Annotated in this window: 16 protein-coding genes; 13 read left to right on the forward strand and 3 right to left on the reverse strand. The window is 66.8% G+C overall.

What is annotated here, in order from left to right; all coding sequences use genetic code 11:
- The first annotated feature begins 7 nt into the window (after window positions 1-7).
- On the forward strand, window positions 8-502 hold the full coding sequence (locus CYJ07_RS14995; protein WP_104204517.1) for a glutathione peroxidase: 495 nt from the start codon (window positions 8-10) through the stop codon (window positions 500-502).
- 23 nt (window positions 503-525) lie between these two features.
- Here CYJ07_RS14995 and CYJ07_RS15000 read toward each other — a convergent pair whose 3' ends face one another.
- The gene (locus CYJ07_RS15000) at window positions 526-918 is read right to left on the reverse strand and encodes a DUF7079 family protein (RefSeq protein ID WP_104204518.1); all 393 of its coding nucleotides are present in this window, start codon (window positions 916-918) and stop codon (window positions 526-528) included.
- A gap of 159 nt (window positions 919-1,077) precedes the next feature.
- Between CYJ07_RS15000 and fabV the strand changes: the two genes are divergently transcribed.
- The 3 genes from fabV (at window position 1,078) to CYJ07_RS15015 (ending at window position 3,656) form a co-directional block, all read left to right on the forward strand.
- Window positions 1,078-2,274 (forward strand): enoyl-ACP reductase FabV, encoded by a 1,197-nt coding sequence (fabV, locus tag CYJ07_RS15005; protein WP_104204519.1) that lies wholly within the window; start codon window positions 1,078-1,080, stop codon window positions 2,272-2,274.
- Window positions 2,275-2,337: 63 nt separating this feature from the next.
- Window positions 2,338-2,547 carry a hypothetical protein gene (locus tag CYJ07_RS15010; protein WP_104204520.1) on the forward strand — a complete coding sequence of 70 codons (210 nt, stop codon included), beginning with the start codon at window positions 2,338-2,340 and terminating at the stop codon, window positions 2,545-2,547.
- A gap of 131 nt (window positions 2,548-2,678) precedes the next feature.
- Window positions 2,679-3,656 carry a GlxA family transcriptional regulator gene (locus CYJ07_RS15015; protein ID WP_197038383.1) on the forward strand — a complete coding sequence of 326 codons (978 nt, stop codon included), beginning with the start codon at window positions 2,679-2,681 and terminating at the stop codon, window positions 3,654-3,656.
- On the opposite strand, the gene CYJ07_RS15020 is transcribed toward CYJ07_RS15015, so the two are convergent.
- A complete protein-coding gene (locus CYJ07_RS15020) occupies window positions 3,650-4,300 on the reverse strand; it encodes a class I SAM-dependent methyltransferase (protein WP_104204521.1) in 651 nt (216 codons plus the stop codon). The genes CYJ07_RS15015 and CYJ07_RS15020 overlap by 7 nt on opposite strands.
- 164 nt (window positions 4,301-4,464) lie before the next feature.
- On the opposite strand from CYJ07_RS15020, the gene CYJ07_RS15025 reads away from it, so the two are divergent.
- Genes CYJ07_RS15025 through astB form a run of 5 tightly spaced genes read left to right on the forward strand, consistent with a single transcriptional unit; the run spans window position 4,465 to window position 10,685 of the window.
- Entirely contained in the window at window positions 4,465-5,679 is a 1,215-nt protein-coding gene (locus CYJ07_RS15025; RefSeq protein WP_104204522.1) for an aspartate aminotransferase family protein, read from the forward strand.
- Between the two features lie 53 nt (window positions 5,680-5,732).
- Window positions 5,733-6,806, forward strand: a complete 1,074-nt coding sequence (locus CYJ07_RS15030) for an arginine N-succinyltransferase (protein ID WP_104204523.1) — start codon at window positions 5,733-5,735, stop codon at window positions 6,804-6,806.
- Window positions 6,806-7,852 (forward strand): arginine N-succinyltransferase, encoded by a 1,047-nt coding sequence (gene astA / locus CYJ07_RS15035; protein WP_104204524.1) that lies wholly within the window; start codon window positions 6,806-6,808, stop codon window positions 7,850-7,852. Before CYJ07_RS15030 ends, astA begins: the two co-directional genes overlap by 1 nt.
- Window positions 7,849-9,318, forward strand: coding sequence for a succinylglutamate-semialdehyde dehydrogenase (gene astD, locus CYJ07_RS15040; RefSeq protein WP_104204525.1), 1,470 nt, complete (start codon window positions 7,849-7,851; stop codon window positions 9,316-9,318). The genes astA and astD overlap by 4 nt, the downstream gene beginning before the upstream one ends.
- Window positions 9,315-10,685 carry an N-succinylarginine dihydrolase gene (gene astB / locus CYJ07_RS15045; protein ID WP_104204526.1) on the forward strand — a complete coding sequence of 457 codons (1,371 nt, stop codon included), beginning with the start codon at window positions 9,315-9,317 and terminating at the stop codon, window positions 10,683-10,685. Before astD ends, astB begins: the two co-directional genes overlap by 4 nt.
- Window positions 10,686-10,718: 33 nt before the next feature.
- Here astB and CYJ07_RS15050 read toward each other — a convergent pair whose 3' ends face one another.
- Window positions 10,719-11,741: an SDR family oxidoreductase gene (locus tag CYJ07_RS15050; RefSeq protein ID WP_104204527.1), complete on the reverse strand. Its 1,023-nt coding sequence runs from the start codon at window positions 11,739-11,741 to the stop codon at window positions 10,719-10,721.
- A 128-nt stretch (window positions 11,742-11,869) separates the two neighbouring features.
- Here CYJ07_RS15050 and CYJ07_RS15055 point away from each other — a divergent pair, with 128 nt between their 5' ends.
- The 4 genes from CYJ07_RS15055 to CYJ07_RS15070 all read left to right on the forward strand — a co-directional run.
- The gene (locus CYJ07_RS15055) at window positions 11,870-12,352 is read left to right on the forward strand and encodes a GNAT family N-acetyltransferase (RefSeq protein WP_104204528.1); all 483 of its coding nucleotides are present in this window, start codon (window positions 11,870-11,872) and stop codon (window positions 12,350-12,352) included.
- Window positions 12,349-13,497 carry a cell division protein ZapE gene (zapE, locus tag CYJ07_RS15060; protein WP_104204529.1) on the forward strand — a complete coding sequence of 383 codons (1,149 nt, stop codon included), beginning with the start codon at window positions 12,349-12,351 and terminating at the stop codon, window positions 13,495-13,497. Before CYJ07_RS15055 ends, zapE begins: the two co-directional genes overlap by 4 nt.
- 108 nt (window positions 13,498-13,605) lie before the next feature.
- A complete protein-coding gene (gene copM / locus CYJ07_RS15065; protein WP_104204530.1) occupies window positions 13,606-14,223 on the forward strand; it encodes a CopM family metallochaperone in 618 nt (205 codons plus the stop codon).
- Between the two features lie 283 nt (window positions 14,224-14,506).
- Window positions 14,507-14,985, forward strand: a 479-nt coding sequence (locus CYJ07_RS15070; protein ID WP_269320552.1) for a contractile injection system protein, VgrG/Pvc8 family, incomplete at its 3' end; no start/stop codon positions are given.

Below are 14,985 nucleotides of genomic sequence, written 5' to 3' on the forward strand. Positions count from 1 at the left end.
GCAAGAGATGGCCATCCACGAACATGAATGCCGTACCTTTCGCGGCGAGCCCTTCAATCTGCTGGCCCTGCAGGGGCAGGTGCTATTGATTGTGAACGTGGCCAGCCGCTGCGGTTTCACCCCTCAACTGGGCGAGCTGGAGCGTCTCTATCGCCGCTATCGCGACCGCGGCTTTACCGTATTGGCCTTTCCCTGCAATCAGTTCGCGCGCCAGTCGCCGGAAACGGCGCTGGATTTCTGCGCCTTCAGTTCGAGCGAATACGGTGTCACCTTCCCGGTGATGGAGAAGATCAGGGTCAACGGCGCCGGCGCTCATCCGCTGTTCGTGGAACTCAAGCACAAGGCGCCGGGGGTGCTCGGCACCACGCTGATCAAATGGAATTTCACCAAGTTCCTGGTGGGGCGCGACGGAAGGGTGATCCAGCGCTTCTCGCCGAACGCGAGTGGCTTGGCGCTGGTACGCGCCCTGGAGGAGGCGCTCGACGAGAACTTTGAGCTTTAGCGGCAAATCCAGCGAGGCATCGGTCAGGGATGGGGCGATTCGCCGCGCTCGATCATGACCCGCGCCATCAGCTCGTTCCAACGATGGCGAGTCATCATCGTGGTTAGCCCCGAGAACAGTGCCCAGCTCTTGCGCCTCCAGCCGGTCAGTCGCAGGTTGTGCGCCACCAACCGCTGCATCAGGCGGTAATCGTCGAAATTGCGCCACTCGCCTGCCACCGACATCTGGTTGCGTGCCAGCACCGGAGCCAGCTCCAGACGGAAGACCCACTCCAGCTCGTGCAGCGTCAGCTCGTGACGCTGGATCACCTCGACCATATGGGCGTATTCGCTCTCGCCGGGCTCGCGATCCAGCCACAGCGGGGCCAGCGCCAGCCACAGCTCGCCGCGTTCGTCCACCAGCGTCTGTGCATCCATGGTTGTCTCCTGACTGCGCATTGACCCGGGAGTGCATCGTGCCCCAGTCGCCAGCCCCGCTCAAGAGCGGACAGACGCCCGGGCGGCCGTTAGAATGTCGCCATCGCTCACTCGAATCCATCCGGCCGTAGCGCCGGGATACCAACAACGAGGTCTGTCGTGATCATCAAACCCAAGGTTCGCGGTTTCATCTGTACCACCACCCATCCGGTCGGCTGCGAGAAGAACGTGCTCGAGCAGATCGAGGCGACCCGCGCTCGTCAATTAGACAGGGCAGGGGGGCCGAAGAAGGTGCTGGTGGTCGGGGCTTCGAGCGGCTATGGCCTGGCGGCGCGTATCACCGCGGCGTTCGGCTACGGCGCCGATACCCTGGGGGTGTTCTTCGAGAAGGCCGGCAGCGAGAAGAAGCCCGGTACCGCCGGCTGGTACAACGCCGCCGCCTTCGACAAGTTCGCCAAGGCCGAGGGGCTCTACAGCAAGTCGATCAATGGCGACGCCTTCTCCCACGAGGCGCGCGAGAAGGCCATCGAGCTGATCAAGCAGGACATGGGCCAGATCGACCTGGTGGTCTACTCGCTGGCCTCGCCGGTGCGCCGCCTGCCCGACAGCGGCGAAGTGAAGCGCTCCGCGCTCAAGCCGATCGGCGAGACCTACCGCGCCACCGCCATCGACACCAACAAGGACACCATCATCGAAGCCGAGGTCGAGCCCGCCACCGAGCAGGAGATCGAAGACACCAAGGCGGTGATGGGTGGCGAGGATTGGGAGCTGTGGATCGACGCCCTGGACAAGGCCGGCGTGCTCGCCCCCGGCGCCCGCAGCGTGGCGTTCAGCTACATCGGCACCGAGATCACCTGGCCGATCTACTGGCACGGTGCGCTGGGCAAGGCCAAGGAGGATCTCGATCGCGCCGCCGGCGAGATCGACGCCAGGCTCAAGGCCAGCGGCGGCGGTGCCAACGTAGCGGTGCTCAAGTCGGTGGTGACCCAGGCCAGCGCCGCCATTCCGGTCATGCCGCTCTATATCGCCATGGTCTACAAGATCATGAAGGAGAAGGGCCTGCACGAAGGCACCATCGACCAGCTCAACCGCCTGTTCGGCGAACGGCTCTACGGTGGGGAAATGACGATCGACGAAGCCGGCCGCCTGCGCCTGGACGACTGGGAGCTGCGCGACGATGTGCAGCAGGCGTGCCAGGACCTGTGGCCGCGCGTGACCAGCGAGAACCTATTCGAGATCACCGACTATGCTGGTTACAAGCACGAATTTTTGAAGCTGTTCGGGTTCGAGCGGGACGATGTCGACTACGAAGCCGATGTGAACCCGGACGTAGACTTCGATGTCGTGACGCTATAGGCCCGCCTTAGGGAGCCTCCTGGCTACCATGGCGGGCGAACCCAGCGGCAAAGGAGGTCCGCCATGGATACCAGGGAGAGCAAGACACCCGAGGAAAAGAAAGCGCACCTCACCGAAGAGAGGCTGCCCGAAGATTTCGCACATCCCGAGCCCGATGCCGAACAGCCGGAGGCCAAGCGTTCGCCCAAGGGCGTGCACTGGCTGGTACTGGGCGTCGCCATCCTCGGGGGCATCTTTCTGATCACGCTTCTGGTCTCGCGCCTCGGCGGCTGAGCCGCCGCCTTCGACGCACCCCGTGGTTTCCCAACTACGGGGTGCGTAGTTAGCGCCTGTGTTGTGTAAGGTATGGACAACGCTGCCGATCGAGTACCATTTCAGCTTCGTTCCGGCAATGGCGCTGTGGCATGCCCGATTCTTCTTCCATCGCTTCCCGTGAGCCCCCGACCCGTTGGGTCGGGGTGCTGGCGCTGCCGGGCTTTTCACTGCTGGCGCAGGCGTGTGCGCTGGAGCCGCTGATGGTGGTCAATCAGCTGGCCGGGCGGCGGCTCTATCGGCTGCAGGCGTTCGCGCCCGAGGGTGGTGAAGTGACGAGCCTGGCGGAGATGAGCCTGGCGGCCTGCCGGCCTTTCGAGCTGGCGCCGGTAGAGCTGGACATGCTGATCGTCTGCGCGCCGAGCCCGCTGCCGGCCACGCGCGAGACCGGCGTGCTGGGGCGCTTGCGCCTGCTGGGGCGCAGCGGTGTGGTATTGGCCGGGGTTGGCGGTGGCACCGAGCTACTGGCGCGCGCGGGGGTACTGGACGGTTATCGCGCCACCCTGCCGTGGCAGCGCTTTGCGGCGTTCACCCGCGACTTCCCGCGCGTTCGGCTCACCCAGCAGCTGTTCGAAATCGACCGCGACCGTCTCACCTGCGGTGGCGGTACCGCCGCCATGGACATGATGATGACCTTGATCGCGTCCCATCACGGCAGCGGGCTGGCCGAGCGGGTCTCCGAGCACTTCGTGCTGGAGCGGGTGCGCATGGCCGATGAGCCTCAGCAGGTGCCGCTGCGTGCGCGCCTGGGACATGCGCCGGCGCCGCTGGTGGATGCCGTGATGCTGATGGAGGCGAACATCGAGGAGCCGCTGACCACCCATGAGCTGGCCGAGCACCTGGGGATCTCGCGCCGTCAGCTCGAGCGGCTGTTCAAGAAATACCTGCAGGCGGTGCCCGGTCGCTACTACCTCGACCTGCGGCTGAAGGAGGCGCGCCGGCTACTGCGCGAGAGCGACCTGCCCGCCGGCGAAATCGCCATGAAGACCGGTTTCTCCTCGCCCGCGCATTTCTCCACCGCCTATCGCAACCACTTCGGCGTGACGCCGCGCGAAGAGCGCCTTCACTGAGCGCTTCCCGCCGTTCGCGCGTCTGCTTCGGTGGGGTGCGCCAGCAGGGCGCGGAACAACGACCCCAGCATCACCGGACGGTCGAGCACGATGGCGAAGCCGCCGCCCTCCAGCAGCGGGCGGGCCTGACGTGTGATGTCGGTGGCCACGGCGCTGGTCGCGACATTGAGCAGACGCCGCAGGGGGCCGGCCGGGCGCTCGTCACACTGGAACTTGTCCATCACGCAGAGCTGGCCGCCAGGCCTTAGCACGCGCTTGGCTTCGGCGAGGCCGCGCTCGGGGTGCGGCATCACCGCCAGGATCAGGTGCATGATCACCACGTCGAAGTGAGCGTCGGGATAGGCCAGCGCCTCGGCGTTCATGACGCGACACTGGGCATCCAGCCCCAGCCGCTCGGCCCGTGCCTGCATGCGCCTGACCATGCGCGGCGACAGGTCGGTGGCATGCACCTCGATATCGCGTGGCAGCCAGGGAAGGTCCAGGCCCGTGCCGGCACCGACCAGCAGTACTCGCATGCCGGGCTGCCAATCCACCGCATCGAGCGCCAGCTGGCGCGCGCGGCGAAAGACGCGGTCGGCAACGAGATCGTAGATGGGTGCGTAGAGTCCATAGCGGATTCGATTCCACGCCGTGGTGTTGATCATGCTTCTCTCCTCTTGCCGCCTTTCGCTTCTTGTACAACCTTGGCTACAGCCCTTTTATACAAATCAGGGTCCCATTGCTGAAAGCCGGCACTGGCAAGGCTCCTTATACTCGAATGACATCATCACTGCGTTGCTATCACCCCCTTGCAGGAATGGAGACCGAGATGAGCCATACCCCGATCCGCGCCGACTTCGACCAGTACATGGTGCCGAATTACTCTCCCCAGAAAGTCATTCCGGTGCGCGGCGAGGGTAGCCGACTGTGGGACCAGGAAGGACGCGAGTACATCGACTTCGCCGGCGGCATCGCCGTGAACTCGCTGGGCCACTGTCATCCGGTGCTGGTCGAAGCGCTCACCGAGCAGGCGGGCAAGCTCTGGCATCTTTCCAATGTCTACACCAACGAGCCGGCGCTGAAGCTGGCTAAATCACTGGTGGAGCGCACCTTCGCCGACAAGGTCTACTTCTGTTCCTCGGGCGGCGAGGCTAACGAGGCGGCGCTCAAGCTGGCACGGCGCTGGGCGCACGACAGCTTCGGCGAACACAAGCATCGCATCGTCTCGTTCCAGCAATCCTTCCACGGCCGTACCTTCTTCACCGTCAGCGTCGGCGGCCAGCCCAAATACTCTCAGGGCTTCGGTCCGGTGCCGGGAGGCATCGTCCACGGCGAGTTCAACAACCTCGACAGCGTGCGTGACCTGATCGACGACGACACCTGCGCGGTAATGGTCGAGCCGATGCAGGGCGAGGGCGGCATCGTGCCGGCCCGGCAGGAGTTCCTGCAAGGGCTGCGCGACCTGTGCGACACCCACGATGCGCTATTGATCTTCGACGAGGTGCAGACCGGTGTGGGGCGTACCGGCTCGCTGTTCGCCTACATGGACTACGGCATCCAGCCCGACATCCTCACCAGCGCCAAGGCGTTGGGCGGCGGCTTCCCCGTCGGCGCCATGCTGACCACCGACCGCGTCGCCCCGGCCATGGCCATCGGCACCCACGGCTCCACCTACGGCGGCAACGCATTGGCCTGCGCCGTGGCCCTGGCCGCGGTGGAACACATCGACACTCCCGAGGTGCTGGGCGGCGTCAAGCAGCGCCACGACCTGTTCCGCGAGCACCTCGAGGCGATCAACCGCAAGCACGGCGTGTTCAAGGAGGTGCGCGGCATGGGCCTGCTGATCGGCGCCGAGATGGCGGCGGAGTACGAGGGCCGGGCCAAGGATATCCTGCCGCTGGCGATCGAGGAGGGCTTGATGGCTCTGATCGCCGGGCCCAACGTGCTGCGCATGGCGCCGTCGCTGGTGATTCCCGAGGCCGATATCGCCGAAGGCATGGCGCGACTCGAGCGTGCCGTGGCGCGGATGGTAGCGGCGAAGTGATGTCGGAACACGCCATGCGCGACGCTGCCGTCAACCGATCGGGAGACCCCGCCATGATGGTCGTACGCCCCGTCCGCCCGGCGGACCTGCCGGCCCTGGAGCGGTTGGCAGGCTCGGCCACGCCGAGCCTGACCAACCTGCCGGCCCATCGCGATCGCCTCGAAGAGCGCATCGCCCGCTCGCGCCAGTCGTTTGGCCGCGAGGTGGATTTTCCCGGTGACGAGCACTACACCTTCGTGCTCGATGACCTGGAGCGCGACGAGGTGGTGGGCACCGCCACCGTGCGCGCCGAAGCCGGCGCGCGCGAGGCCTACTACACCTATCGTCAGGAGACCCTGATCCACGCCTCGCAGCAACTCAACGTGCGTCGCGAAGTGCAGACCCTGTCGCTCTCCCACGAGGTCTCCGAGACCAGCCAGCTGTGTGCGCTGTCGCTCGATCCGCGCTACCGCGGTACCAGTGCCGAGAGCCTGCTGCGTCGGGCACGGCTGATGTTCATCGCCCAGTACCCAGAGCGCTTCGCCGAGGTGCTGGCGATGGCCTTCCCCGGCTACCTGGACGAACGGGGGGAGTCGCCCTTCTGGAACAGCGTGGGGCGACACTTCTTCGTGCGCGACTACCACGACATCAACTACCTGGCGGGGGTGCGCTCGAAGAGCTTCATCGCCGAGGTGATGCCGCAGTTTCCGCTCTACCTGGCGCTGCTCACGCCCCAGGCGCGGGCCGCCATCGGGCGCGAGCACCCCGAGCACGAGAGCGCCATGACCGAGATGCTGGCCGAAGGCTTCATGCGTTCGCGCCACGTCGATATCTTCGATGCCGGCCCCGTGATCAAGGGCGAACGCGACCGCCTGCAGACTTTCCGCCGCGCTGCCTGGCACCCGGTGCGGGTGCGCCCTGCGCACGTCCTGCCCGATGCCGAGCCGGCGATGATCGCCAACCAGCGCCTGGCCGACTTCCGCTGCGTGGTGGCCCGCTATGCGCTGTCGCCTACCGGACAGCTGATGATATCGCCCGAGCACGCCGAGCTGCTCGGTGTGGAGGAGGGGCGCGCGGTACTGGCCGCGCCGCTGGCGCTGCCGGCAGCCGGCGAGGACGAGCTGGGCTACGACGAGGGAGAGCTGTGATGCGCATCCGACCGATTGCCGAGGGCGACCTGGACGAGCTGCAGGCCGTGTCCCGGGAGACCGGGGTGGGCTTCACTTCGCTGCCCGATAACCGCGAGTTTCTCGCCGCCAAGATCGAGGCCGCGGTGAGCGCCTTCGGGCAGCGTACGCCGCCGGATCGGCGTAACTACTTCTTCGTGCTCGAGGATGAGGAGAACGGCGAGCTGGCCGGCTGCTGCGCCATCGAGGGACAGGTGGGGCGCGAGGTGCCGTTCTATCATTACCGCCTGGGTACGCTCGCCCATTCCTCGGTGCAGCTCGACCTCCACCGCACCATCGATACGCTGTTCCTGAGTTCCGACCACACCGGCGACGCCGAGGTGGCCTCGCTGTTCCTGCGCCCGCAGTACCGCGGCGGCGACCGTCGGCACCAGCGCAACGGCGCGCTGCTGTCGATGATGCGCTGGCTGTTCATGGCCGAATTTCGCGACCAGTTTCCCGACAAGGTGCTGGCCGAGATGCGCGGTGTATTCGACGAGCGCGGCAAGAGCCCGTTCTGGGAGTGCCTGGGCAGCCATTTCTTCCCCATGGATTTCGACGAGGCAGACCGCCTCACCGGGCTCGGCCAGAAGAGCTTCATCGGCGAGCTGATGCCCAAGTTTCCCATCTATACGCCGTTTCTCTCCGACGAGGCGCGGGACTGCATCGGCAAGGTCCATCGCGATACTCGCCCGGCCCTGGCCATGCTCAAGAAGGAGGGCCTGCGCTGGGAGGGCTATATCGACATCTTTGACGGCGGCCCCACCGTCGAGGCCTATATCGACGACGTGCGCGCGGTGCGCAAGTCACGTCGCTGCCGGGTCGAGGTGCGCTCGATGAGCGAAGTGCCGCCGGGACGCCCACGCTGGCTGGCGGCCAACGGCGTGATGGCCGACTTCCGGGCCGCCTGGGTGGCGCGAGGCCCCGACGGCGACGACACCATTACCCTGAGCGAGCGGGAAGCGGAGCGTCTCGGCGTGGCGTCCGGCGACCCGCTGCGCGTACTGGATACCGAGGAGAGCACATGAAAGCGATGCAACAGCTGCTGATCGGCGGCACCTGGCAGTCGGGCGAAGCGACCTCTTTCACCAAGCGCGACCCGGTCTCCGGCGAGACCCTGTGGCAGGGGGCGGCGGCCAGCGACACCCAGGTGGCGGCGGCCGTGGAGGCCGCCCGCGGCGCCTTCCCGGGCTGGGCCCGGCTACCCTTCGCCGAGCGCTTGAGCGTGGTGGAGCGCTTCCGCGAGACGCTTGAGGCCCACCGCGAGGACTTGGCGCGGGCCATCGCCTCCGAAACCGGCAAGCCGCTGTGGGAAGCCCGCACCGAGGTGGGCGCGATGATCGGCAAGGTGGCGATCTCAGTGCGCGCCTACCAGGAGCGTACCGGCGAGCGCAGCCGCGATCTTGGCGACACCACGGCGGTGTTGCGCCATCGTCCGCATGGCGTGATGGCGGTGTTCGGTCCCTACAACTTCCCCGGCCACCTGCCCAACGGGCATATCGTGCCAGCGCTGCTGGCTGGCAATACGGTGACCTTCAAGCCCAGCGAGCAGACACCGCTGACCGCCGACCTGACCCTGCAGTGCTGGCAGGAGGCGGGGCTGCCTGCCGGCGTGATCAACCTGGTGCAGGGCGCCGCCCCGGTGGGTCAGGCACTGTCGTCCCATCCCGGTATCGACGGCTTGCTGTTCACCGGCAGTGCCCGGGTCGGCGGGTTGCTCAACCGTCAATTCGCCGAGCAACTGGAGAAGATCCTGGCGTTGGAGCTCGGCGGCAACAATCCGCTGGTGGTCAAGGACGTGCCCGACCAGGAGGCGGCCGTGCTGACCATTCTGCAGTCGGCGTTTCTCTCCGGCGGCCAGCGTTGCACCTGCGCCCGGCGTCTGATCGTGCCGGAAGGGCAGGTCGGCGACCACCTGCTCGACGCCTTGGTCGACGCCATCGGCCGCCTGCGGGTAGCCGGGCAGTTCGAGGAGCCGGCACCCTTCTACGGCGGCCTGGTCAACGACGCGGCCTCCGAGGGCATGTTGCGGGCCCAGGAGGAGCTGGAAGGCATGGGCGGCGTGGTGCTGTCGCGCATGGAGTGTCTGCAGCCCGGCACCAGCCTGGTGTCGCCCGCGTTGATCGACGTCACCGGCCTCAATGTGCCCGACGATGAGTACTTCGGGCCACTGCTCAAGGTCTATCGCTACCGCGACTGGGATCATGCCATCGAGCTGGCCAACGATACCCGCTACGGCCTTGCCGCGGGCTTGATCGGCGGTGAGCGAGCCGACTGGGACGATTTCCTGCTGCGCATCCGCGCCGGCATCGTCAACTGGAATCGCCAGACTACCGGCGCTTCGGGCGACGCGCCTTTCGGCGGCGTAGGCATCAGCGGTAACCACCGCCCCAGTGCCTATTATGCCGCCGACTACTGCGCCTATCCGGTGGCCTCGATGGAGGCCGAGACCCTGACCCTGCCCGATAACCTGCCGCCTGGAGTCGTCTTATGAGCGAAGCGATGAACGCCGCCGACTACCGGGAAGTGAACTTCGACGGGCTGGTCGGGCCGACCCACAATTACTCGGGCCTGGCGCACGGCAATGTCGCCTCGATGAGCCATGGGGGCCTGGTCTCCAACCCGCGCGAGGCGGCGCTGCAGGGCCTGGTCAAGATGAAGGCGCTGATGGACGCCGGCTACGCCCAGGGCGTGCTGCCGCCGCAGCAGCGGCCGGACCTCGGCGCGCTGCGCTCGCTCGGCTTCACCGGCAGCAATCGCGAGGTGCTGGCACGGGCGGCAAGCGAAGCACCGCAGGTACTGCGCGCGGTGTGCTCCGCCTCGAGCATGTGGACGGCCAACGCCGGCACTGTGACGCCGAGCCGCGATGCGCCGGACGGCCGCGTCCACTTCACCCCGGCCAACCTGCAGTCGAGCTTTCATCGCTTTCTGGAACCGGAGACCACCGCGCGGGTGCTGGCGTCGATTTTTCGTGACGAGTCGCGCTTCGCTCATCATCCGGCCCTGCCGGCGACCCCGGCCTTTTCCGACGAGGGCGCGGCCAACCACACCCGCCTGTGCGGTGACCACGGCGAGCCCGGCGTGCACCTCTACGTTTATGGCCGCCAGGCCTTCGGCGGGGGACCGGGAGAGCGTCGGGCACCCAAGCGTTTTCCGGCGCGCCAGACCCTGGAGGCGAGCCAGGCGGTGGCGCGCCAGCACGGGCTCGATGAAGCCCAGATGGTATTCGCCCAGCAGCATCCCGACGCCATCGACGCCGGCGTGTTCCACAACGACGTGATCGCGGTAGGCAACGGCCCGGTGCTGCTCTACCACGCGATGGCCTTCCTCGACGAGCAGGGCACTCTGGATGCGCTGCGCGCCAAGATGGTCACGCCGCTGATCCCGGTGCGGGTGCCGAGCGAGGCGGTGAGCCTCGACGATGCCGTGGCTTCCTACCTGTTCAACTCACAGCTGCTCAGCAACCCCGACGGCAGCATGACCCTGGTGGTGCCCGGCGAATGCCAAGAGCGCGAGTCGGTATGGCGCGCCATCCAGGATCATCTGTTGGCCGGTCACAATCCCATTGGCGAGGTGATCGTCAAGGACGTCAAGCAGAGCATGCGCAACGGCGGTGGCCCCGCCTGTCTGCGTCTGCGCGTGGTCCTGTCGGCCGCCGAGCGGACCTCACTGACCGGCCGCGTGCTGCTCACCGACGGCCTGTACAGCGAGCTGACCGCTTGGGTCGAGCGCCATTACCGCGATCGGCTGGCGCCCGACGATCTGGCCGATCCTCAGCTCGCCGACGAGACCCTCACCGCGCTGGACGAGCTGACGCGCCTTCTCGAGATCGGCTCGGTCTATCCCTTTCAACTGGGATAGACCTCACGCCACAAGAGACGGCGCGTTGGTATCTCAATAGCGTTTTCGCCGCGCCGTGCCGGTGAGCGCCGCAATGCCGAGCACGGCGCCAGCGATGGCCGTGGCGGTCAGCGCCGGGTGCATGCTCGCCTGGGTGTAGCGGCTCCTGCTGGCGACCGGATGATCGAACTCGGCCCGTTGCCAGACACCCGGTGCCGGCCGGTGCAGCCCGCCGATGTTCTGCGGCGCCTGGTCCGACTGCTGCTGAGGAATCATGCTGCGCCGCATGATGCGGTCGGCCAGCCTCGGTGCCAGGTGGCCGAGCATGGCAATACCCTTGCTGGCGCCGCCGACGCGGAGGTCACGCTGCGGATGCTCGGCGCAGTGCAGGATGGCCTTGGCCACCACGTCCGGCTCGTAGAGGGGCGGCGGCAGGGTGGGTTCGACGTCCATGTGGTTGCCCGCGTGGTGCGGGAAGGGGGTGGCGATGCTGCCCGGCTTGACCAGCGTGACCGATACCGGTGCCCCCAGATCCTCGAGCTCCATGCGCAGCGCATCGGTGAAGCCCTTGATCGCATGTTTCGAGGCCGAGTAGATGCCCTGCAGCGGGATGGCGCGGTCCGAGACCACGGAGCCTAGGTTGATAATGGCGCCGCCGTGCCGCTCGGCGCGCAGGCCCAAGTGGCGGGCCGCCTCCAGCGAGCCGTGGACGACGCCCCAGAAATCGGTATCGAAGAGACGCCGCTGGTCTTCGAGCGGCTGGTCGGTCATGTAGCCGAACAGCGAAACGCCGGCGTTGTTGATCCAGGTATCGAAACCGCCGAAGTGATGAATGCCGGTTTCCGCGATATCGTGGACCTGGTCGGGGTCGCCAACGTCGGCCACTGCGTAAACCGCATCGGCACCGCGCTGGCGCAACTCCTCCACCAGCGTCTGCAGGGCGCTTTCGTCGCGGGCGGCGACGATCAGGCGAGCACCGCGATCGGCGGCCTGCCGCGCGGTGGCCAGTCCGATGCCGCTGGTGGCGCCGGTGATGACGAGGATTTGCTCTTCGAGTTTCTTCAATGACACTGCCATATCGCTCTCCTTGCCTGCGCCTCGGTAGGCGCTTGGCGTTCTGCGGTCCATGTCGTCTCAGGATAGAATCCCTGTGGGATCTGCCAAAGCGAAGCGGCAGCCATATCTGTCGGCACTAGGGAGAGAGCATGTCCAAGCAGGATCCGATCAATATTGTTCGCTTGAGCCCCGACTCGGACCATGTCCCCACCGTGGCGAGCTGGACCTACGCCGAGTGGGGCCATTTGAACCCCGGGTACACGGCCGCGTCCTGGTGCGAAGCCTTCCGCCGCGAGTGCGGTGATGGCGGCGTGCCGTCGATCTTCGTGGCGATGGAAGGCGATCAGCCGGTGGGAACGGCAGCGCTGATGGCCCGGGACATGGACTCCCGCCCCGAACTCACCCCCTGGCTGGCCTCGGTGTTCGTGCTGCCCGAGTGGCGCGGCCAGGGCATCGCCTCGCGGCTGATCCGCCGCGTCGAAGCCGAGGCGGCTGGCTGCGGCGTTGACCTTTTCTACCTGTTCACGCCCGATCAGCAGGCGCTTTACCGGCGGCTTGGCTGGCAGGACCACGAGGACGTCGACTACCGAGGCGAAGCCGTTACCATCATGACGCGTCGATTGGACGCATGAGCGCGGCGACGCCCTTGGCGGTCTACCATGATGCCGTGGCGCGACTGGGCTTCGCTCACGACGACGCCCAGCGTCAGGCTGCCGCGTGGCTCGACGAATGCAGCCAGGCCCTGCATGGCGAGGTGGCGCCGGATACCGGTTCGGTCGCTGGCGTCTATCTCTGGGGGCCGGTCGGGCGCGGCAAGACCTGGCTGATGGACGCCTTCCATCGCCACCTCGAAGTACCGGCGCGGCGGCTGCACTTTCATCACTTCATGCGTTGGGTCCACCAGCGTCAGTTCCAGTTGAGCGGTACCGCCGACCCGCTGGCGGCGCTCGCGGGGGAGCTCGCCGGCGAAGTGCGCGTGCTGTGCCTGGACGAACTCTTCGTCAGCGACATCGCCGATGCAATGATTCTCGGACGCCTGCTCCAGGCGCTGCTCGAGCGCGGCGTGGTCCTGGTCTGTACCTCCAACCAGTCGCCGGATCAACTCTATGCCGACGGCTTCAACCGTGAGCGTTTCCTGCCCGCCATCGCCGCACTCGAACGCCACATGCGCGTGGTGGAGCTCGACGGCGGACGCGATCATCGGCGGCATCCCGGCCGCGCGTGCCAGCGCTACTGGGTGGCCGAGCCCGGCCGGCCGAGTGCGTTGGCGACACTGTTCGAGCGCTTGAGCGAAGAGGCGGGGCGAGCGGGATACCGGGCGAGCCGTGAGCCCATCGAGCTCGGCCATCGACAGATCCTCGTGCAACGGCGCAGCGAACGTGTGGTGTGGTGTCGCTACGCCGATCTGTGCGAGCAGCCGTTGGCCGCGCTCGATTTCATCGCCCTGGTCGACGGCTTCGACCATATCCTGCTCGGCGAAGTGCCGAGGCTGAGCGATGCGAGTACCGCCCGAGGGATCGCCCGCGGCACCGAGGACGGCACCGAACGCATCGAAGCCGGCGACAGGGAGCTGCCGCCACTGTCCCGGCGTGACGATGGCGTGCGCCGCTTCATAGCCCTGGTGGACGAGTGCTACGACCGCCGCGTGCCGCTTCATCTCGAAGCCGAGGTGCCCATGGATGAGCTCTACGGCCAAGGCTACCTGGCGTTTCCGTTTCGCCGTACCCTGAGCCGCCTGCGCGAAATGCAGCTGGCCCGCTTCGGCGAGGAGCGCTAGGTCGTTCTGCGGGGGAGCTGGATGGGCTGCTGCGCGTGATAATCATCGATGACCTGCACGGCGCAGGCGGTTATCGTAGTCCTATGATCCATGGTTCAAGGAGAGCACATGTCGCAGTTCCCGGCAGTACGTTACCGCGAGGCGCTGGCCGTCATCCTGGCCGGCAGCGCCCTGCTGGCGACACCCCTCTTCGCCTCGGAGGAGAGGACCGACGCCCAGGAGCGGATCGAGACGTCCCAGGACGACACGTCCACCACCCGGCAGGACGAGACATCGGCAGACGAATCGTCGGCGGAGGAAGCGTCCGACCCAAGCACACCGGAAGGGGGCGAATCCGAGGAGGGCGCATCCGAGTCCGAGACGGCCTTGAACACCGACGAGGCGGCGCCGGCAAGCGGCGACGGCGAACATGAAGGCCACGGGGCGACTGTGGAGACGGAGGACGAGCACGCCGACAACCCGGCGGTGCAGGCCTATCGCGAGATTGCCGAGCGCATGCACGCCGACATGCAGACGGAGTTCAGCGGCAAGGCCGACGTGGACTTCGCTCGCGGCATGATTGTCCACCACCAAGGCGCCATCGACATGGCCCGCGTGGCGCTCGAGCACGGCGAGGACCCATCCATTCGCGACCTGGCCCGCGAGGTGATCGAGACCCAAGAAGCGGAGATCGCCTTCCTGCGCGATTGGCTGGCGCAACATGACCAGGAAGCCGAACACGAGTAGACCGGGTCGTTGAGCCCGCGGGCGGCATGCCTCGGCAGCCGTCCGCTCTTGTTTACAAGTGTGCCTGGCACGTCCTGCCCTAACGTGGCGTTCCTGATCTGCCAGCGCTGGATCATCGGCGGGCTGACGGCAGGGGAAGGGCTGATGCTATGTAAGACATTGCCGATGTCGCCTGTCAGACTTGCTCGCTTTCTATTGAAAGGCTCTTGTGCGCTTGGCCTGCCTGCGTAACCTTTCGTTTCCAGAGAATCGGTTCTTCCACGAGTGCTCAGGGAACATGCACATGGCCAAGGCAAGCGGATTGCAATTCACCCTGACCCTCCCCGGGGTTGAGGGCCTCGCGGTGATCGACTTCACCCTGGAAGAGGCGCTCTCCGCCCCCTTCACCCTCCGCGTGCGCTTTGCCAGCCGCGACGGCGGCCTCGCCGCCACGGAGGTCCTCGACCGTCCCGCGACCCTGACGATCTGGCAAGACGGCGAGGCGCTGCGCCGGCTCCATGGCGTGGTGAGCGAGTTCGGCCGTGGCGACCGCGGCCATCGGCGTACCTTCTACTCGATGGTCGTTCGCCCCGCGCTGTGGCGCCTGGGCCTTCGCCACAATTCGCGTATCTTCCAGCAGGTCTCGCCGCTCACCGTGCTCAACACCCTGTGCGACGAGCGCGGTTTGCGTGACGTGGCCTTCGCCGCCACCCGCGAGCCCGAGACGCGGGAGTACTGCGTGCAATACCGCGAGACCGACCTCGCCTTCGTCGAGCGCCTCGC

This window comes from Billgrantia saliphila, from assembly GCF_002930105.1.
Lineage (GTDB): Bacteria > Pseudomonadota > Gammaproteobacteria > Pseudomonadales > Halomonadaceae > Halomonas > Halomonas saliphila.